15 protein-coding genes and 1 tRNA gene are annotated in these 18,533 nt (G+C 71.1%); 8 read left to right on the top strand and 8 right to left on the bottom strand.

Going from position 1 to position 18,533, the window contains the following annotated elements:
• Positions 1-151 precede the first annotated feature (151 nt).
• The 3 genes from I5731_RS11950 to I5731_RS11940 are packed head-to-tail and all read right to left on the bottom strand — an operon-like array spanning position 152 to position 3,375.
• On the bottom strand, positions 152-1,168 hold the full coding sequence (locus I5731_RS11950; protein ID WP_210336295.1) for an Hsp33 family molecular chaperone: 1,017 nt from the start codon (positions 1,166-1,168) through the stop codon (positions 152-154).
• On the bottom strand, positions 1,165-2,163 hold the full coding sequence (gene argF / locus I5731_RS11945) for an ornithine carbamoyltransferase (protein ID WP_197311603.1): 999 nt from the start codon (positions 2,161-2,163) through the stop codon (positions 1,165-1,167). Before argF ends, I5731_RS11950 begins: the two co-directional genes overlap by 4 nt.
• A gap of 12 nt (positions 2,164-2,175) precedes the next feature.
• Positions 2,176-3,375, bottom strand: coding sequence for an aspartate aminotransferase family protein (locus I5731_RS11940; RefSeq protein ID WP_197311602.1), 1,200 nt, complete (start codon positions 3,373-3,375; stop codon positions 2,176-2,178).
• Positions 3,376-3,815: 440 nt separating this feature from the next.
• On the opposite strand from I5731_RS11940, the gene I5731_RS11935 reads away from it, so the two are divergent.
• Positions 3,816-4,322 (top strand): GcrA family cell cycle regulator, encoded by a 507-nt coding sequence (locus tag I5731_RS11935; RefSeq protein ID WP_197311601.1) that lies wholly within the window; start codon positions 3,816-3,818, stop codon positions 4,320-4,322.
• Between the two features lie 114 nt (positions 4,323-4,436).
• Here I5731_RS11935 and I5731_RS11930 read toward each other — a convergent pair whose 3' ends face one another.
• On the bottom strand, positions 4,437-5,318 hold the full coding sequence (locus I5731_RS11930) for a transporter substrate-binding domain-containing protein (protein WP_197311600.1): 882 nt from the start codon (positions 5,316-5,318) through the stop codon (positions 4,437-4,439).
• Between the two features lie 300 nt (positions 5,319-5,618).
• On the opposite strand from I5731_RS11930, the gene I5731_RS20025 reads away from it, so the two are divergent.
• Positions 5,619-7,934, top strand: coding sequence for a glycosyltransferase family 2 protein (locus tag I5731_RS20025; protein ID WP_197311599.1), 2,316 nt, complete (start codon positions 5,619-5,621; stop codon positions 7,932-7,934).
• A gap of 10 nt (positions 7,935-7,944) precedes the next feature.
• Here the strand turns inward: I5731_RS20025 and I5731_RS11920 are convergent.
• Positions 7,945-8,018, bottom strand: a tRNA-Gly gene (locus I5731_RS11920).
• Positions 8,019-8,284: 266 nt separating this feature from the next.
• On the opposite strand from I5731_RS11920, the gene I5731_RS11915 reads away from it, so the two are divergent.
• Positions 8,285-9,472: a M12 family metallo-peptidase gene (locus tag I5731_RS11915; protein WP_197311598.1), complete on the top strand. Its 1,188-nt coding sequence runs from the start codon at positions 8,285-8,287 to the stop codon at positions 9,470-9,472.
• Between the two features lie 36 nt (positions 9,473-9,508).
• Here I5731_RS11915 and lepA read toward each other — a convergent pair whose 3' ends face one another.
• The 3 genes from lepA to I5731_RS11900 all read right to left on the bottom strand — a co-directional run bounded on the left by lepA (position 9,509) and on the right by I5731_RS11900 (position 12,890).
• Entirely contained in the window at positions 9,509-11,314 is a 1,806-nt protein-coding gene (lepA, locus tag I5731_RS11910; protein WP_197311597.1) for a translation elongation factor 4, read from the bottom strand.
• Between the two features lie 103 nt (positions 11,315-11,417).
• A complete protein-coding gene (locus tag I5731_RS11905; protein WP_197311596.1) occupies positions 11,418-11,852 on the bottom strand; it encodes a hypothetical protein in 435 nt (144 codons plus the stop codon).
• Between the two features lie 117 nt (positions 11,853-11,969).
• On the bottom strand, positions 11,970-12,890 hold the full coding sequence (locus tag I5731_RS11900; RefSeq protein WP_197311595.1) for a LysR family transcriptional regulator: 921 nt from the start codon (positions 12,888-12,890) through the stop codon (positions 11,970-11,972).
• A 115-nt stretch (positions 12,891-13,005) separates the two neighbouring features.
• Here I5731_RS11900 and I5731_RS11895 point away from each other — a divergent pair, with 115 nt between their 5' ends.
• From I5731_RS11895 to I5731_RS11875, 5 genes are all read left to right on the top strand, one after another.
• Positions 13,006-13,566 carry a GNAT family N-acetyltransferase gene (locus I5731_RS11895; protein ID WP_197311594.1) on the top strand — a complete coding sequence of 187 codons (561 nt, stop codon included), beginning with the start codon at positions 13,006-13,008 and terminating at the stop codon, positions 13,564-13,566.
• Between the two features lie 39 nt (positions 13,567-13,605).
• Positions 13,606-14,154 (top strand): GNAT family N-acetyltransferase, encoded by a 549-nt coding sequence (locus tag I5731_RS11890; RefSeq protein ID WP_197311593.1) that lies wholly within the window; start codon positions 13,606-13,608, stop codon positions 14,152-14,154.
• A gap of 33 nt (positions 14,155-14,187) precedes the next feature.
• On the top strand, positions 14,188-14,688 hold the full coding sequence (locus tag I5731_RS11885) for a MarR family winged helix-turn-helix transcriptional regulator (protein ID WP_197311592.1): 501 nt from the start codon (positions 14,188-14,190) through the stop codon (positions 14,686-14,688).
• A gap of 500 nt (positions 14,689-15,188) precedes the next feature.
• Positions 15,189-15,713: a tyrosine phosphatase family protein gene (locus I5731_RS11880; RefSeq protein WP_197311591.1), complete on the top strand. Its 525-nt coding sequence runs from the start codon at positions 15,189-15,191 to the stop codon at positions 15,711-15,713.
• Positions 15,713-18,490: a DUF2339 domain-containing protein gene (locus I5731_RS11875; protein ID WP_197311590.1), complete on the top strand. Its 2,778-nt coding sequence runs from the start codon at positions 15,713-15,715 to the stop codon at positions 18,488-18,490. Before I5731_RS11880 ends, I5731_RS11875 begins: the two co-directional genes overlap by 1 nt.
• Positions 18,491-18,533: the final 43 nt, after the last annotated feature.

The following is an 18,533-nucleotide window of genomic DNA, read 5'->3' as shown; positions in this document are numbered from 1 at the left end:
CGGCCCCACGACGGGCGTGCTCGCCAGATCCTGTCCCGCGCCCTCGCTCAGATGATCGAGACCCCGGTCAGATCCAAGCTGATCGCATTGAGGGCGGTGATCTCGCGTTGGTGCTGGAACCCGTCGGCGCACGCCGACAACCATTCCCACCTTACTCTTCCTCGCCCACCTCAAACTCCGCCGGGTCAAAATCATACGCCGTTGAGCAGAACTCGCACGTCACGTTGATGCGGCCCTCGTCGACCATGTCTTTCCGGTCGTCGGCCGAAAAGCTCCGCAGCATGTCGGCGACCTTGTCGCGGGAGCAGCGGCAGCGCTCGATGATCGGCTGGCGGTCGTAGACGCGCACGCCGCGCTCGTGGAACAGGCGGTAGAGCAGGTCCTCGGCGGAGACGGCCGGGTCGGTGAGCTCGTGGTCCTCGACGGTGCCGACCAGCGAGGCGGCCTCGGTCCAGGCGTCGTCCTCGTCGACAGGCAGCGGCAGGCTGCCCTCGGGCGCGTCGCCGGGGTCGAGGTCGCGCACCGGCAACCGGGCGCTGGATTCGGGCAGGAACTGCACCAGCAGCCCGCCGGCGCGCCAGGCGTGCCGCGGCGCGTGGCCGGCGTCGCGGCTGACCACCTCGGCGACGGCGAGGCGCACCCGGGTCGGGATCTGCTCCGACTGCGCGAAATACTGGTGCGCCGCGTCCTCCAGCGAACGGCCGTCGAGCGGCACCACGCCCTGGTAGCGGCTCATGTCCGGGCCCTGGTCGACCGTCATCGCGAGATGGCCGGCGCCGAGCAGGTCGGCGCTCGTCGCGCGCCCCTCCGCGATCGCCGCGTGCACGGCGGCCTCGTCGAAGCGGGCGCAGGCGCGCAGCCGGTCGGGCGCCTCGAAGTCGACGACCAGCATGTGCACCGGGCCGTCGCTCTGGGTCTGGAAGATGAAGCGGCCGTCGAACTTCAGCGCCGTGCCGAGCAGCGCCGTCAGCGCCGCCGCCTCGCCGATCAGCCGGGCCACCGGCTCGGGATAGGCGTGCCGCGACAGGATGGTGTCGAGCGCCGGGCCGAGGTGCACCAGCCGGCCGCGGCTGTCGAGCGCCTCGACGGCGAACGGCAGTACCGCGTCGTCGCCAGGGCGGCCGGCGGCCGGGGCCGGATCGCCGGTGCCCGCGATATCCGCGCTCAAGCGACCGCTCCGAGGCACCAGGCGAGGATGCCCTTCTGCGCGTGCAGTCGGTTCTCGGCCTCGTCGAACACCACCGATTGCGGGCCGTCCATCACCGAACTCGTCACTTCCTCGTCGCGGTGCGCCGGCAGGCAATGCATGAAGATTGCATTCCTGTCCGCCGCCGCCATCAGCCGGTCGTTGACCTGGAACGGCTTCAGGAGGTTGTGGCGGCGCTCCAGCTCCTTGTCGCCCATCGACACCCAGGTGTCGGTCACGACGCAGTCGGCGCCGTCCACGGCTTCGAACGCGTCGGTGCCGACCTCGATCGTACCACCGTTGGCGCGCGCCCAGTCGATCGGCGCGTCGCGCAGCGCGAGCTCCGGCGGCGTCGCGATGCGGAGCTTGAAGCCGAAGCGCGCCGCGGCGTGCACCCAGGAGGCGAGCACGTTGTTGCCGTCGCCGACCCAGGCCACCGTCTTGCCGGCGATCGGGCCGCGGTGCTCCTCGAAGGTCATCACGTCGGCCATCACCTGGCACGGGTGCGACAGCCGGGTGAGGCCGTTGATCACAGGCACGGTGGCATGGGCGCCGAGTTCGGCGAGGTCGGCGTGGTCGAGAATGCGGATCATGATCGCGTCGACGTAGCGCGACAGCACGCGGGCGGTGTCGGCGATGGTCTCGCCGCGGCCGAGCTGCATTTCCGCGCCGGTCAGCATCAGCGTCTCGCCGCCGAGCTCGCGCATGCCGACGTCGAAGGAGACGCGCGTGCGCGTCGACGGGCGCTCGAACACCATGGCGAGCACCTTGCCGGCGAGCGGGCCGTCGCCGCGCCGGGCGTGGCCGGCGCGCTTCGCCTCGGCGCGCTCCGCCTTGATGGCGGCGGCGGCATCGAGGATGCGCCGGAGCTCCGCTGCGGAGACGTCGGTGAGGTCGAGGAAGTGCCGGACGGCGCCGGTCACGGCGGCCCCCGGGGCGGCGGCGTCACCGTTGGCGATGGCGGAATGGGAGGTCATCGGGCATCCTCCTCACGCGCCGGCGGCGACGAGGTCGCCGGCGGCAGCATCGATACGGGCGACGGCTTCGGCGACCTCGTGCTCGCCGACGATCAGCGGCGGCAGCAGCCGCAGCACGTTGTCGCCGGCGGGGATCGCGATCATCCGGTGGCCACGGACCGCGGCGGCGACCTCGGCCACGGGCTTCACGCATTTGAGTCCGATCAGCAGGCCTTCGCCGCGCACCGTCTCGAACACGTCCGGATGGGCGTCGACCACGGCGGCGAGTTTCTGCTTCAGGTTCAGCGCGGTGCCCTGGACATGGTCGAGGAAGCCGGGCGCCAGCACGACGTCGAGCACGGCGTTGCCGACGGCCATCGCCAGCGGATTGCCGCCGAAGGTGGTGCCGTGCGTGCCGGCGACCATCGCCGCAGACGCCGCCTCGGTGGCAAGGCACGCGCCGACCGGGAAGCCGCCGCCGAGGCCCTTCGCCGAGGCGAGGATGTCGGGGGCGACGCCCGAAAGCTCATAGGCGAACAGCTTGCCGGTGCGGCCGATGCCGGTCTGCACCTCGTCGTAGACGAGCAGGATGCCCTCGGCGTCGCAGAGCTCGCGCAGCGCCCGCAGCACGCCGTGCGGCACCGGCCGCACGCCGCCCTCGCCCTGGATCGGCTCGATCAGGATCGCCGCCGTCTCGGGGCCGACGGCGGCCTTCGCCGCCTCGAAGTCGGCGAACGGCACCTGGTCGAAGCCCTCGACCTTCGGACCGAAGCCTTCGAGATACTTCGCCTGGCCGCCGGCGGCGAGCGTCGCCAGCGTGCGGCCGTGGAACGCACCCTCGAAGGTGACGATGCGCACGCGCTCGGGGTTGCCGCGCGCGTAGTGATAGCGCCGCGCCGTCTTGATCGCCGCCTCCAGCGCCTCGGCGCCGGAATTGGAGAAGAAAACCCGGTCGGCGAAGGAATGGTCGACGAGCCGCTGCGCGAGCCGGGTCTGCTCGGGGATCTGGAACAGGTTCGACGTGTGCCACAGCTTGCCGGCTTGCCGCGTCAGCGCCTCGACGAGGTGCGGATGGGCGTGGCCGAGCGCGTTGACCGCGATGCCGGCGCCGAAATCGAGCCAGGCGTCGCCGCTCTCCGTGTAGAGCCACGCGCCCTCGCCTCGCTCGAAGGCGACGTCGGCGCGGGCGAAGGTCGCAAACAGCGGCGAGACGGCGGAGGGTGCGGCGGACATGGCTTTCCCGGTCGATCGAAGGAGGGTGCTGCGCTGGTGCGCAAATAGAAATGGCCGCGTCCCCTGAATTGGCGGCGCGGCCCGACGGTCTTCGTATACCATAAGGCCTGCGGGCGCTGTCAATCGCCGGGATTTGCGAGCCGCGGCGCGGGCTTGGCGGACGTTTTCCATGTTTCCGGCGCCGCCGTTGCACGCCAGGGGCGTTAAGCTGGGGAAAACCGCCGGCCACCCTGCCGCCGGGGCGGTGCGTCGTTGCCAGCGACTCAACGGGTATTGTAGTTTCCGGCCTGGGCCATACGACATATCGTATGGTCTGGACCTCTCGAGGTGCATCACGTCATCGGTGGCAGAGCGGCGCTCAAGGGGCGGCGCCGCGAACGCCCGGAGCTTTCCGGCGCGATGACGACGGATTCGAACCTCAAGTCAGGAGTAGCGGAACGATGGATCTTTCCTGGACCGACGATCGCGTGGAGCGTCTCAAGACCCTCTGGATGGAGGGTCACAGCGCCAGCCAGATCGCGGCGGAACTCGGCGGCGTGACCCGCAATGCGGTGATCGGCAAGGTCCACCGGCTCGGCCTCTCCGGTCGTGCCAAGCCGCAGCCGCAGGCGGCCCGGCCGCGCAAGGCCCGCGAGCCCAGCCATCCGATGCGCCCGGTCGCGCCGATCACCATCGGCAACCTCGCCGTGAAGGCCGAGCCGATGGCCGAGGCCGCCCCGGAGGTCGCTCCCGCCCCGGCGCCGGTGCCCGAGGTCGTGCCGTTCGAGCGCGCGACGATCCTGACGCTGACCGAGCAGACCTGCAAATGGCCGATCGGCGACCCGAGCCGCGCCGACTTCTTCTTCTGCGGCCGCAAGTCGGAATCGGGCGTGCCTTACTGCACCTACCATTGCCGCATGGCCTACCAGCCGGCGCACGACCGCCGCCGCGACCGCAAGGCGAGCTGAGCGGCCGCAAGCCCGCCTGACGACCGCCCGCGCGGGATCCCGCGGGCAAGCCCCCTTGGCGGTCCCTGTCCTCCTCCGGCCTTCCGCCGGAGGGGCAGGGCGCCGGGCCGGCCCTCAGTACAGCCCGGCCGGGAAGAACGTCAGCGACAACTCGCCGAGTTCGCCCGACTGCTCGAGCCGCATCAGCGCGCCGTCGAGGAAGACCTTCAGCGGCTCGCCCGACACCGCGATCGCCAGCCCCCCGTCGAAATAGGCCGGCTCGATGTAGGGCCCGCCGGCAAAGCCGCAACAGCCCGCCGCCGCCGGACCGTTCAACCAGAAGGTCAGCGGCAGCGCGTCCGCGAACACCGCCGCCGCCTTGCCCTCTTTTAGCAGCGCCAGCGCGCCGGCGAGGTCGGGCGCGGTGACGCGCGTCGTGTCGCCGAAGAAATCGCTGAGATAGGCCTCGTGCCGCGAGCCGGCGACGACGGCGACCGTCAGGCCGGCGAGCCCTTCCGGCGTCGCCGTGATCGCCGCCCCGGCGGCCGCGACGAAGCGCGCCGGGATCACCAGATAGGGCCGCGTGAACAGCAGCTCGCCCGGCGCATCGGGCCGCCGCAGCCCGGCGATGATCGCGTCCGCCCGGTTTTCGGCGACCGCCGCGCCAAGTTCGTCGAAGGGCAGCGCCTGGATCGTGCAGGCGACGCCGGCGCCGCGGCAGATCGCCCGCGCGAGTTCCACGTTGTAGCCGATCAGCGTGCCGCCGCCGTCGGCGAAGTTGAACGGCGGGAAATCGTCGGTGGTGACGAAGCGGATGCTGCGCGGCGGCAGCCCGGCCTCGCCGGCCTGCAACCCCGGATCGAACACGCGCGGCGGCAAGGTCGCGGTAGCGCCGGCGGCGGCCTGCGCCAAGTGCACGGTGGTGCCCGCCGCGGCGCCCGGCCGCGCGGCCGGGGCGCTGCCTTCGGCGCCGGCCGGCAGGCAACCGCCGATCGCGGCGAGAAGCGTACCGGCCACCAAGAATACTATTGCTGATCTCTTCATCGAACGACTACGATTTTAACGGGCATGGGCGGGCCGCGGGCGTTTCCACGGCTGCCCGGGCCGGCGCCGCACCCTGCAGCGCCGCGGCGAACCGGGCGCATCCTAGCCGTGCGGCAGGTGATTTGGCGACGCGTATTCGCACCCCGGGGGCCGGGCGCGGGCGCTTCGCAAGGGGCCGCGCCGATCGCGCGCGGCGCGCAGGAACCAGGACGAGGGAGACGGCAGCGGCGCAGGCAACGGGGGGCGGCCCGCATGGCGAGCGGGGAAGGGGGCGTGTCCGCGGGATCCGTGGGCGCCGTCGCGGCGCCGGCCGGCGCGCGCCCGCCCGCCGCCGGGGACGACCTGCCGCGCGAGGTCGTCGCTTTCGCCGAGGCGCTGGCACAGGAGACCGGCCGCCACGCCGTCGACATCCTGCTCGGCCTCGGCGTGCTGCCCGCCGACCCCGCCTATGACCGCATGGCCGCCGACCTCGGCATCGCGGCGCTCGACGCGGCCACCGTGGCGCTGCTCGGCGAGATCGCGCCCGCGTTTCGCGGGGCGGCGGCGGTCGAGGCCTGGCTCGCCTCCCGGCGCGGCGAGCGCGGCCGGGTGCTGGTCGCCGCCAGCCCGCGCGCCGACCAGCTCGGTGGCCTCGCCGACTTGCTCGCCGCGCTGCCGGAACTCGCCGCCGACCTGCGCCTGATCGCCCCCGCCCGCGCCGGGCGGCTGCTCGCCTGGGACGTGGGGGAGATTCCGGAACGCGCGCTGCACCGCGCGGCCGGCGCAAGCGCTGCCGGCGGGTCGGCGGTGCACCGGCTCGCCGCCGACCCGCGCGTCGGCGAGGCCGCCGTCTGCCGCCTGATCGCGCGGCGCCATGGCGTCCGCTTCGCCCGGCTCGGCCCCGGCTGGCGGCTCGACGTGCCGGCGGCGATCGCCCCGGCCGTCGCCGCGCGGCTGCGCATCATCGCCGCCACCGCCCCGGACGGCAGCCCCGTCATCGTGGTTGCCCCGGCCGTCGGCCGGCTCGGCACGGCGCTCGCCGAACTCGCCCGCCACGGCGTGCCGCGCGCCCGCCTCGTCGTCGCCACCGCGAGAGACCTCCGCGCGGCCGTCCGCGCCCGCATCGCCCGGCCGACGCTGGAGGCCGCCGTCGCCCGGCTCGGGGAGATCGACCCGGCGCTGTCGGCCCGCGCCGCCCCGGCGATGCCGCTCCGCGTCGGTCTCGCCCTCGCCATCCCGTCGCTCGCCGCGGCGACGGCGGCGTGGCCGTCGCTGGTGCTCGGCGTCGCGCTGGTCGGCACCACGGCCGGCTTTATCGCCATCGGCCTTTTGCGCATCTACGCGCTGCTCTGCATCGCCCTGCCGGTGCGCCGCGCGCCGCCGGACCTCGGTGCGCTGCCGCTGCCGCGCTACAGCGTGCTCGTCGCGCTGCGCGACGAGGCGGCGATGATCCCGGGGCTGGTCGCGGCGCTGGAACGGCTGCGCTATCCGCGCGACCGCCTCGACATCAAGATCGTGCTCGAGGTCGACGACCTCGCCACCCGCGCCGCCGCGGAGGAGCACTGCCGCGCGCCGCATTTCGAGGTGCTGGTGGTGCCGCACGGCCGCCCGGCGACCAAGCCGCGCGCGCTCGCCTACGCGCTCGCCTTCTGCGAGGGCGACATCGTCGCCGTGTTCGACGCCGAGGACCGGCCGCACCCCGACCAGCTGCTCCGCGCCGCCGAAGCCTTCGCCACCGGCCCGGCCGACCTCGGCTGCGTGCAGGCACGGCTCGAGATCGACCGCATCCGCAACCCGCTGCAGGCGCAGTTCGCCATCGAATACGCCGCGCTGTTCGAGGGGCTGCTGCCCTATCTCGCCCGCCTGCGCCTGCCGATGCCGCTGGGGGGCACCTCCAATCACTTCCGGCGCGCGGCGCTCGACACCGTCGGCAGTTGGGATCCGTGGAACGTCACCGAGGACGCCGACCTCGGCATCCGCCTCGCCCGGCTCGGCTGGACGAGCGGCATGATCGAATCCGTCACCTTCGAGGAGGCGCCGGCGCGGTTCCGCACCTGGCGCCGCCAGCGCCAGCGCTGGATCAAGGGCTGGATGATCACCTGGCTGGTGCACATGCGCCGGCCGCACCGGCTCTGGGCCGATCTTGGCCCGGCGGGCTTTCTCGCGGTGCAGGCCCAGGTCGGCGCGGTGGTGCTCTCGGCGCTCGCCCATCCCGCTGGCGTCGCGCTGATCGTTCTGCACGTCTCGGGCACGGTGCCGCTCGAAATCGGCTCCAGCTTTGCCGGCGACCTCGTCGTCGCAGGCGCCGGGCTCAACATCCTGTTCGGCTACGGCGCCAGCCTCTGGCTCGCCTCGCGCACGCTGGCGATCCGCGGCCGCTTCGCGCTCGCCGCCCATGTGCCGCTGATGCCGCTCTACTGGCTGCTCGTCTCGGCCGCCGCCTGGCTCGCCCTGCTGCAGCTCATCGCCCGTCCGCACCACTGGGCAAAAACCCCGCACGTCCCGCACGACGCCCCGCGCGACGACCCCCACGACGGCTTGCCCCCCGCCCTGCGCCCGACATGGACACAGCGGCTCGGCGCACGGCTGCGGCGGCTCTGGACGGGGTGATGTGGGAGTTTGGAGCGGGTGAAGGGAATCGAACCCTCGTATGCAGCTTGGGAAGCTGCCGTTCTACCATTGAACTACACCCGCGACGCCATCTGATTAGCGCGTTCCCCCATGATGCGGCAAGCCCAAAGCGACGAGACGGCGACCGCCGGCGGGTAAGCTCAGCATCGGGGAACAGAAGTCGCGCGGAAAAAGTCGATAGCATCGACAAGCAGATTGTGCTACATTTCAACTATTAAATCACAAACAATAGATCGAGAAAGACGATTTCCTAGAATTCGGCTTTCCGGATACCGCGCCCCGCGAGCGTGATTTTCAATGATGAGATGTCCCCGTCAGGAGGGCTTGTCATGAGTATTCGTTTGATGATGGCCGCATTTTTCGCCGTGATGCTGGCGACGCTGCCTGCAAGATCTCAGTCGATCATCAACTTCGTCACCGATACACCGGATTTGACGCCGGGCCAGTCGCTGGCGCTCGATAGTATCAACCAGTCGAAGACGACGGGCTCGGTCAACCTCGTCACGATCGACACCGCGCGCATCGTCGAAGGCAGCAATGTCGAGTTCGACCTCCCGGAAGGGAAGTTCTCGGCGATGCGGAACTTCGGCGAGCGATCCGGCCCGCGCTCGGCGACCTGGATCGGTGAGATCGAACAGCAACTCGGCGGCACCGCGACCTTTGCCGTCGACGGCGACGCGGTGACGGCGACGATCGAGACGCCCACCGACCTCTACCGCATCCGGCCGCTCGGCGGCGGGCTGCACGCGCTGATCAAGGAAGACCCGTCCGGCCTGCCGCCGGAGCATCCGCCGGAGCTGCAGAACCTCAATCCCGGCGACCAGCCCGACATTCCGCCGGTCGACCCGCGCGATCTGCGCGATGCCGCCGATACGACGATCGAGACGATCGACGTCTTCGTCGCCTTCACCCCGGCCGCCCGCGATGCGGTCGCGAACATCGCCTCGTTCGCCGGGCTGGCGGTAGCGGAATCGAACCAGTCCTACGTGAACTCGGACATCGCCGTCCGCCAGCGTCTCGTCGGCACGGCCGTGCTCGATTACCAGGAATCCGGCGACTTCCAGACCGACCTCAATCGGCTGCGATCAAAGTCGGACGGCTTCATGGACAATATCCATGCGCTGCGCGACGCGGCGAAGGCCGATGTCGTGGTGCTGATCAACGACGACGACCAGTTCTGCGGCCTCGCCTCGGTCTATGCCGGGCAGGACCGGGCCTTCGCCGTGGTCTGGCAGAACTGCGCGACGGGCTATTATTCCTTCGCGCACGAGATCGGGCATCTGTTCGGCGCCGTGCACAATCCGGAGGCGGGCGGCGGTGGCGGGCCGTTCGCCTATGGTCACGGCTGGATCAACCCGGCCAAGCAGGTCCGCACCATCATGGCGTACCAGTGCCCGGCCACCTCCTGCCGGCGCATGCCGCAATGGTCGCGTCCGCCGGAATGGGGCGATGCGGTCAAGCACCACGACGCCCGCGTCATGCAGGAGGTCAGCCGGCGGATCGCCGCGTTCCGGTAGGGCGCCCGGCTCCCGGGGGCCGACCGGAAACGCGTCTCAGTCTTCCATCTTCAGCGCAGCGATGAAGGCTTCCTGCGGGATTTCGACCTTGCCGAACTGCCGCATGCGCTTCTTGCCTTCCTTCTGCTTTTCCAGAAGCTTGCGCTTGCGGGTGACGTCGCCGCCGTAGCACTTGGCGGTGACGTCTTTGCGCAGCGCCTTCACCGTCTCGCGGGCGATGATGCGCCCGCCGAGCGCCGCCTGGATCGGGATCTGGAACATGTGCTGCGGGATCAGGTCCTTCAGCTTCTCGCACATCGCCCGCCCGCGCCGCTCGGCGGCGGAGCGGTGCACGAGGATCGACAGCGCGTCGACCGGCTCGGCGTTGACGAGGATCTGCATCTTGACGAGGTCGCCCTCGCGGTAGTCGGTGAGCTGGTAGTCGAACGAGGCGTAGCCCTTCGAGATCGACTTCAGCCGGTCGTAGAAGTCGAACACCACCTCGTTCAGCGGCAGGTCGTAGGTGACCATGGCGCGGCTGCCGACGTAGTTGAGGTCGACCTGGATGCCGCGGCGGTCCTGACACAGCTTCAGGATCGCGCCGAGATGCTCGTCCGGCGTCATGATCGAGGCGCGGATCCACGGCTCGGCGATCGTCTCGATCTTCACCGGGTCCGGCATGTCGGCCGGATTGTGCAGGTCGATCTCGGTGCCGTTGGTCATCTGGATCTTGTAGATGACCGAGGGCGCCGTCGCGATCAGGTCGAGGTTGAACTCGCGCTCGAGCCGCTCCTGGATGATCTCGAGATGCAAGAGGCCGAGGAAGCCGCAGCGGAAGCCGAAGCCGAGCGCCGCGGAGGTCTCCATCTCGAACGAGAAGCTGGCGTCGTTGAGCCGCAGCTTGCCCATCGCGGCGCGCAGGTCCTCGAACTCGGCGGCATCGACCGGGAACAGGCCGCAGAACACCACGGGCTGCGCCGGGCGGAAGCCGGGCAGCGGCTCGGCGGTCGGCCGGCGCTCGTCGGTGATGGTGTCGCCGACGGCGGTGTCGGCGACTTCCTTGATCGAGCCGGTGAAGACGCCGATCTCGCCGGCGCCGAGCCGGTCGGTGACGATGAGCTTCGGGCTCATCACACCGACGCGCTCGACCTCGTGCACCGCGCCGGTGCGCATCATCTTGATGCGCTGGCCCTTCTTCAGCTCGCCGTCGATGATGCGCACCAGCACCATGACGCCGAGATAGGCGTCGTACCAGCTGTCGACCAGCATGGCTTTGAGCGGCGCGGTGCGGTCGCCCTTCGGCGGCGGCAGCCTTGTGACGATCGCTTCGAGCACGCCCTCGATGTTGAGGCCGGTCTTCGCCGAGATCTCGACCGCGTCCGAGGTGTCGAGGCCGATCACCTCCTCGATCTGCTGCTTGATCCGCGCAGGTTCCGCGGCGGGCAGGTCGACCTTGTTGAGGATCGGCACGATCTCGTGGTTGTTGTCGAGCGCCTGGTAGACGTTGGCGAGCGTCTGCGCCTCGACGCCCTGCGAGGCGTCGACCACCAGCAGCGAGCCCTCGCAGGCCGCCAGCGACCGCGACACCTCGTAGGCGAAGTCGACGTGGCCGGGCGTATCCATCAGGTTGAGGATATATTCCTCGCCGTCCTTCGCCGTGTAGACGAGGCGGACGGTCTGCGCCTTGATGGTGATGCCGCGCTCGCGCTCGATATCCATCGAGTCGAGCACCTGGTTCGTCATCTCGCGCTCGCTGAGCGCGCCGGTCGACTGGATCAACCGGTCGGCCAGCGTCGACTTGCCGTGGTCGATGTGCGCGATGATCGCGAAGTTGCGGATGTTGGCGATGGGCTCTGTCGTCATGGCCGGCTAGATATCACCGCCCATGTGCACCGCAAAGCGGATTTCGGCCGTTTGCGGCGGCAGGGTGCCCCAGACGGTGCCGCTCGGCCGTCGGCGCGGCCTCTCACAGCGTCGCGTACTGCAACTGGCGGTCGGTGAGGAAGGGGCCGCGGTTCTCGTTCACGATGGAAAGGTCCGCGGCGAGGCGGCAAATCCGTATCTTCGAGGTGTTCTGCGGCGGCTGATGTTCGAAGATCAGCACGCTCTCCGCGTCCTCGATCAGCTCGTCCGTCACGCTGCGCCGGTCCAGCCGGGAGATGATGCCGAATTTCACATAGTATCTGTAGTAGTAATAGCCGTTGATCCAGTCCTTCCGGTGTTCGTTCATCCGCATGTAGAAGGAGCGGGTCACGCCCTTGACGAGGCCGATGTAGATGAGTTTTTGCCGGCCGAAGCCGCGCTCGATGATCTGGTAGACCCCGCGTTCCGTCGAATACCTGTCCTTCTTGAGCCCGTCGAAATCGAACTCGTCGGTCCAGTTGATGACGATCGAAACCATGAGACCCCCCGGTCCCGCGACGACGTTGGATCGGCGCCGCAGTATTTCGGCGAGTATGCTTTCACGTCGAAAGATTGACCAGCCCGCAGCATTTTGGGAGGCGGTTATACCCCCCCGTCACCCTCGCCCCTCGCGCAGGTCCGTCACCGCCATCCCGATCTCCGCCGCCGATCGAATCAGCCGGTCGGCGAGGTCGGCGACCAGCGGGCGGCCGAGTACGCCGGCGCTGCCGGCGACGAGGGCGGAATCGCGCGTCACCGCCGGCATGTCGACGGGCGCGAGGTCGACGAGTTCGCCGCGCGCCACGTCGCCGCGCACCGAGGTCTCGAGCAGGTGGCCGACGGCGAGGCCGCGGTCGATCAGCGCCCGCCCCGGCGCATAGGGCATTTGCGACGAGGCGCGGGCGCGAAAGCGCAGCGCGGCGATCGGCGCCGGCATCACCTGCCACCAGAAGAAGGTCAGGAACTGCGGCGCCGCGGCGAAGATCCGCTCCAGCGTCGGGTCCGGCCCGATCCGTTCGGCGAGCGCGGGCGCGGCGGCGAGGATCACCCGCTCGCGGAAGATCGCCAGCGGCGACAGCGTGTCGAGCAGCGGATCGAGGTTCGGCCAGCCCATCACGGCGAGATCCAGCCGGCGGTCGTGCAGCCACTCGGCGATCATGCGATGATTGCCTTCCTCGACGTCGAGCTCGACCAGCGGATGGTCGGCGACGAAATCCGCCGCCGGTTCCGCCACCAGCGGCTCGACCAGGCTGCGCAGCGTCGCCACCGCGAGGCGGCCGCGGTCGACGCCGCGCAGCGCGTGCTCGCCCTCGATCCGGGTCGCCAGCATGCGCCGCGCGAGGGGCAGGAAGGTCGCTCCGGCCTCGGTCAGCGCCACGTTGCGGCCGCGGGTGAGCAGGCTGGCGCCGAGCGTCGTCTCCAGCGCCCGGATCCGCATCGAGACCGTCGCCTGCGTCACATCGAGCCGGGCGGCGGCCTTGGTGAAGCTGCCGTCGCGGACGACGCGGTCGAAGGTGCGCAACTGGTCGAAGTCCATAAGGAAACTCGATCCGTCGGTTAAGGAAACTTTATCCGCGGCCGATTGGCATTGGAATCGTTGATGCGGCCGGAGTCCATGCTCTACGCTTCGCACATGCAACAGGGGGAGCGCGATGACGGACGTTCTCGAACAGGGTAGGGCAGCGACGCGTGAGCCGGCCGTGCGCTGCCTCGGCCCGGACGAGGCCGTGGCCGCGGTGCCGCGGCTTGCGGCGCTGCTGGTCGACGCGGTGGCGAGCGGCGCCTCGGTGAACTTCATGGCCGGTTTCGGCCAGGCGGACGGGGAAGACTTCTGGCGGCGGCAGTTGCCGGAGGTCATGACCGGGGCGCGGCGCATCTTCGTCGCCGAGGTGGGTGGCGACCTCGCCGGCTGCGTCGTGCTCAGCTTCGCGCCGCAGCCGAACGCGCCGTTCCGCGGCGAGATCGGCAAGATGCTGGTGCACGCGTCGATGCGCCGGCGCGGCCTCGGCGCGAAGCTGCTCGCCGCCGCCGAAGACGCGGCGCGTGCGGCGGGGCTGACGCTGCTCCTCCTCGACACCGAGGCCGGCAGCGCCGGCGATGCGCTCTACCGCGCCGCGGGCTGGATCCCCTTCGGCACCGTGCCCGGCCACTCTTTCACGCCCGCCGGCGTCATTGCGTCGGCGACCTTCTTCTATAAGCCCCTGATTTCCTGATCTCCTGATCCCTGATTACCCGCACCGGAACCGGACCAGATGACCCAGCCCGCCACCACGACCGCTTCCGACCCGGCCGCCGACGCGGTCGCCGTGCGCCACGCCGCGCCGGCCGACCTCGGCGACATCCTCGCGATCTACAACGACGCGGTGGTCAACACGACGGCGATCTGGAACGACAACACGGTCGACCTCGCAGAACGGCAGGGCTGGTATGACTCTCGCATGTCGCTCGGATGCCCGGTTCTTGTTGCAACGCACAACGATACCGTCCTAGGCTACGCCAGCTACGGTCCTTTCCGGCCGTTCGAGGGTTTTCGCGGTTCGCGCGAGCTCTCGGTCTACGTGGCGGCGACGGCGCGGGGCCGCGGGGTGGGACGCCGCCTGCTGCGGGCGCTCATTGATGAGGCGACCGCGCGGGGCGTGCACGTTCTGATCGCAGGCATCGAGGCCGGCAACGGCGCCTCGATCGCGCTGCATGCGGCGGCGGGTTTCGCCGAAACGGGCCGGATGCCCGAGGTTGGCCAGAAGTTCGGTCGGTATCTTGATCTGGTTTTCATGCAGCTGAGACTGCCACGGCGCGACTGATCTCGATCGCGCCCGAGCGGGCGGGGGTCGAAGATGGACGAAGCCGATGTCGTGTCCAACAAGCTCGCAACCCTCGCCTTCGCCGTCGTCGATGCGATCGGCGCCGACACCGAGGAACTGTCCCCGTCGGCGATGGCCGCGCTGATCTCGCTGAAGGTGCGCGGCCCGATGGCGATCGGCGATGTCGCCGGCATCGTCGGCCTCACCCATTCCGCCGCCGTCCGCCTCGTCGACCGGCTGGAGAAGGACTGGCTGGTGCGGCGCCAGCGCCGCGTCGGCCGCGAGGTCATGGTCGAGCTCACCTCCCGCGGCAAGCGCCGCGCCGGCACGCTGCAGGAAAAGCGCCTGCAGGCCGCCCGCAGCTTCCTCGCCCACATTCCCGGCGACCAGCGCGAGGCCTTCCTCGCCATGATCGACCAGATGCTGGAAACCAAGGTCGAAGCCGGCATCGACCCCTTGCGCATCTGCCGCATGTGCACCGGCGTCGCCTGCGTGATTTGTTCGGTGGAGCGGCCGGTGATGGTCGCGGAGTAGGGCGGGGGAGCCGGGGCTGGTTGACCTGCGCTTGTTTCGGAACGGTCGCGACGGCAGGGCAGCGGCCCAGCGGTGCGGCAACCCGGCGAGGTGGCGATCGCACCCCGCCGATCTCCCGACCGCCTTTCCACCGCCATTGCCAAGCTTGACCCACGGCTGTCCGGGTGAAGTGCCTATACCCGTGCCAAGTGCCCTGCCGTGTGGCCTCCCCCCTCCCTGTCCCTCCCCCGCTTCGCAGGAGAGGGGACGATGGGCGATGGGGCTTTCGTAAGACGAAGGCTGCGCCGAACCGGAGAGCTGTTGAGTATGGCGCCCTAGCCTTCTTCGTCCCCTCTCCTGCGAAGCGGGGGAGGGACAGGGAGGGGGCCCGGCCTCACACAACGGCACGCCCCCTGAAAGCCCCACCTTTCCCGCCCCAAATTCCACCGCCCCTCCCAGCCCGCCGCAATTCGCCCTAAACTCCGCGCGAGAACATCGTCCCGCCTCGGAGTCCCCCTGCCGTGATCCACGTCTGCTCGCTCGCCCGCCTCGAAGAAACCGTCACCCGCACCCGGGCGCAACACGTGGTTTCGCTGGTCAATGCCGGCACGCCGATGCGCATTCCGGCCGGTCTCGCGCGGGACGGCCACCTGTTCCTCGCCATGAACGACATCGTCGAGGTGACGCCGGGCATGACCCCGCCGGGCGAGGCGCATGTCGCGGCCTATCTCGAGTATCTCGAAAGCTGGGCGCGCACCGGGCCGCTGGTGGTGCACTGCTATGCCGGCATCAGCCGCTCGACGGCCGCCGCCTACATCGCGGTGGCCGCCCTGGAGCCCGACCGCGACGAGGCTGAACTCGCCACCACGCTGCGCAGCCTCGCCCCCTCGGCGACGCCGAACCGCCGTCTCGTCGCCATCGCCGACGAGATTCTCGGCCGCGGCGGGCGGATGACCCGGGCGATCGAGGCGATCGGCCGCGGCGCCGACGCCTACGAGGGCACCCCCTTCGAACTCGCCTTCCGCACCGCCGCAGCCGCCCGCTGATGGATGCCCTGATCGCCGTCCCGCTGCTGATCGCGCTCAGCCTGTTGGTCGGCGCGATCCTCGGCATGCTCGCCTTCGGCCGCACGCGGCAGCTGGCGGCGCGGGTGGCGATGCTGGAAGCCCGGCTTGAAGCGCTCGTCGACATGGGGGCGGCGCGGACGACGAGCGCGGCGCCCGGCGCCGTCGATGGCGTGCGCGCCCCCGACGTCCCCGATCCCCGGCAGATTTCTGGCGCTTTTGCCGCGCCGCCGCCGCCTCTCGCCGAACCGCCCCTCGCCGAACCCGAGCCGGCCGCGCCCGAGTCGGCCGCCGCTGCCCATGACGAGCCGCCGGCCGATCCGGCCGCCGAGGCGACCATCGCTCCCGCCCCCCGCCCGCCGCGGCAAAACCTCGAGGAGATCATCGGCACGCGCTGGGCGGTGTGGGTCGGCGGGCTGGCGCTCGGCCTCGGCGGCATCTTCCTCGTGCGCTATTCGATCGAGGCCGGTCTGCTCGGCCCCGGCGCGCGCATCCTCGCCGGGCTCGGCTTCGCCGCGCTGCTGCTCGCCGCCGGCGAGGCGCTGCGCCGCCGGCTGCCGGCCGACGAGGGCGCCTCCGAAGCCACACTCCCCGGCCAGCGCGCGGGCTATATCCCCGGCGTGCTCACCGCCGCCGGCACCGTCGCGGCCTTCGCCGCGGTGTTCGCGGCCTACGCGGTCTATGGCTTCCTCGGCGATACGGCCGCGTTCGTCGTGCTCGCTGCCATCGCGCTCGCGACGCTGGCGCTCGCCGTGCTGCACGGTCGCGGCCTCGCCGCCCTCGGGCTCGGCGCGAGCTATGTGACGCCGCTGCTCGTCGCCTCGTCGCGGCCGGCACTCGGCGCGCTCGCGATCTATCTCGTCGTGGTCACCGCGGCGGCGCTCGGCGTCGCCCGGGTGCGCGGCTGGCTCTGGCTCGCCGTCACGGCGGTCGCCGGCAGCGTCGGCTGGTCGTGGCTGATGATCCTCGCCGGTAGCAGCGCCGGCCCAGACCCGGCCATCGTCGCCGGCTTCCTGCTCGTCTCCTTCGCCCTCGCCGTCACCGCCTTCGCCGCCGCGACCCATGCCGCCGGCCCGGGCGATCCGCCCGCCGGCCACGACCGCGTCGGTGCCGGCATGCTCGGCCTGTTCGCGCTGCCTGCGCTGATGCACCTCGCCGGCTTCGGCTATGGCAGCGAGGGACTGGTGCTGCTGATCGTCACGGCGGCGGGTCTCGCCGCCGTCGCCTATGAATGGCCGCCGCTGCGGCTGACCGCCGTTGCCGCGCTCGCCCTCGTCGTGCTTGCCCATCTCGGCTGGAACATCCCCTGGGGCGTGCTCGCCGGCGACCCGATCAACGGTCCGCCGACCCTCGACACGTTGCCCGCGCTGCTGCGCACCGCCGGCTTCGACCGGCTGATCGGCAGCGCCGTGGTGCTGGGCCTCGCCTTCGGGGCCGCCGGCTTCCTCGGCGCGCTGCGCTCCACCGGCCGCACGCCGCTCGCCGTGCTCGGCGGCTTTGCGCCGCTCGGCCTGCTCGTCGCGGTCTGGCTGCGCGTCGCCGAGTTCACCGTCAGCCCCGGCTTCGGCCTCGCCGCCCTGGCGCTCGCCGGCCTGCTCGCCGTCCTCACCGAGGCGCTGATCCGCCGCCTGCCGCGCGGCGCCTTCGGCGCCGACGGCGCGGTGGCGGCCTATGCGGTGGCGACGATCGCCGCGCTGGCGGTTGCCGCCACCATCCTGTTCGAGCGCGGCATGCTGACGGTGACGCTGGCGCTGATCGCCCCGGCGATCGCCTATGTCGCGAGCTTGCGCCCGGTGCGCGGCCTGCGGCCGATCGCAGTCGCCGTCGCCGCCGTCGTGGTGCTGCGCTTCGTTGTTGATCCGCGCGTCGTCGGCGATGATCTCGGCACGACGCCGGTGCTGAACTGGTTGCTCTACGGCTACGGCGTGCCCGCCGCCGCCTTCTTCCTCGCCGCCCGGCTGTTTGCTCGCACCCGGCTGCCCGGCGCGGGCCGCGACCTCGCCATCGACGTGTTCGAAGCGCTCGCCGTCACCTTCGGCACGCTGACGCTGGTGCTGGTCATCCACCACGCCATGACCGGCGGCGACGTCACCGCCCCGGTTTCCGGCCTTGCCGAACAGGCGCTGCTGACGCTCACCCTGCTCGCCGTCTCGCTCGGCGTGCAGCGGCTGGCGGGCGCCACCGGCAGCACCGTGTTCGACAGGGCGACGCTGGTGACGGGTGTGCTCGGCCTCGGCCTCGCCAGCGCCGGCCTGCTGGTCGGCTCCAACCCGGTCTTCACCGGCGAGCCGATCGGCGGCCCGCCGTTGTTCAACCTGCTCGCCTTCGGCTACCTCGCGCCCGCGCTCGGGGCGCTCGCTTTGCGCCGCGCGGCGCGGCGGGCCGGCCGGCCGGGCTGGTTCGTCTCGGCCGCCGGCTGGATCGCCGGGCTGCTCGGCGCCGCCTGGATCACTCTCGTGGTCCGCCACGGCTTCCACCGCCCGCACCTCGACCTCGGCGAGGTCGGCAATGCCGAGCTCTGGGCCTATTCGGCGGTCTGGCTGCTCGTCGGCGTCGTCCTGCTCGGGCTCGGCCGCTGGCGGCAGAGCCGCACGCTGCGGCTGGTCTCGGCGGTGGTCGTGGTCGGCGTGGTGCTGAAGGTGTTCCTCGTCGATGCCGCCGGCCTGTCGGGCGCCTGGCGCGCGCTCTCCTTCATCGGCCTCGGCGGCGTGCTGATCCTGATCGGCCTCGCCTACCAGCGCCTGCTGCCGCGGCGCTGACGGCGGCCCGTCCACGGCTGCGGCAATCGGCACGCCGCATCCC

It is taken from the genome of Methylobrevis albus (assembly GCF_015904235.1).
Classification (GTDB): Bacteria; Pseudomonadota; Alphaproteobacteria; order Rhizobiales; family Pleomorphomonadaceae; genus Methylobrevis_A; species Methylobrevis_A albus.
The sequence above is the reverse complement of the archived record's forward strand: the minus strand, read 5'-3'. Positions and strand labels throughout refer to the sequence as shown.

Excerpts from the sequence above, each read along its gene's own strand:
- argF (WP_197311603.1), bottom strand. The coding sequence starts at position 2,163 with ATGACCTCCCATTCCGCCATCGCCAACGGTGACGCCGCCGCCCCGGGG.
- I5731_RS11940 (WP_197311602.1), bottom strand. The coding sequence starts at position 3,375 with ATGTCCGCCGCACCCTCCGCCGTCTCGCCGCTGTTTGCGACCTTCGCC.
- I5731_RS11935 (WP_197311601.1), top strand. The coding sequence starts at position 3,816 with ATGGATCTTTCCTGGACCGACGATCGCGTGGAGCGTCTCAAGACCCTC.
- I5731_RS11915 (WP_197311598.1), top strand. The coding sequence starts at position 8,285 with ATGAGTATTCGTTTGATGATGGCCGCATTTTTCGCCGTGATGCTGGCG.
- lepA (WP_197311597.1), bottom strand. The coding sequence starts at position 11,314 with ATGACGACAGAGCCCATCGCCAACATCCGCAACTTCGCGATCATCGCG.
- I5731_RS11905 (WP_197311596.1), bottom strand. The coding sequence starts at position 11,852 with ATGGTTTCGATCGTCATCAACTGGACCGACGAGTTCGATTTCGACGGG.
- I5731_RS11900 (WP_197311595.1), bottom strand. The coding sequence starts at position 12,890 with ATGGACTTCGACCAGTTGCGCACCTTCGACCGCGTCGTCCGCGACGGC.
- I5731_RS11895 (WP_197311594.1), top strand. The coding sequence starts at position 13,006 with ATGACGGACGTTCTCGAACAGGGTAGGGCAGCGACGCGTGAGCCGGCC.
- I5731_RS11890 (WP_197311593.1), top strand. The coding sequence starts at position 13,606 with ATGACCCAGCCCGCCACCACGACCGCTTCCGACCCGGCCGCCGACGCG.
- I5731_RS11885 (WP_197311592.1), top strand. The coding sequence starts at position 14,188 with ATGGACGAAGCCGATGTCGTGTCCAACAAGCTCGCAACCCTCGCCTTC.
- I5731_RS11875 (WP_197311590.1), top strand. The coding sequence starts at position 15,713 with ATGGATGCCCTGATCGCCGTCCCGCTGCTGATCGCGCTCAGCCTGTTG.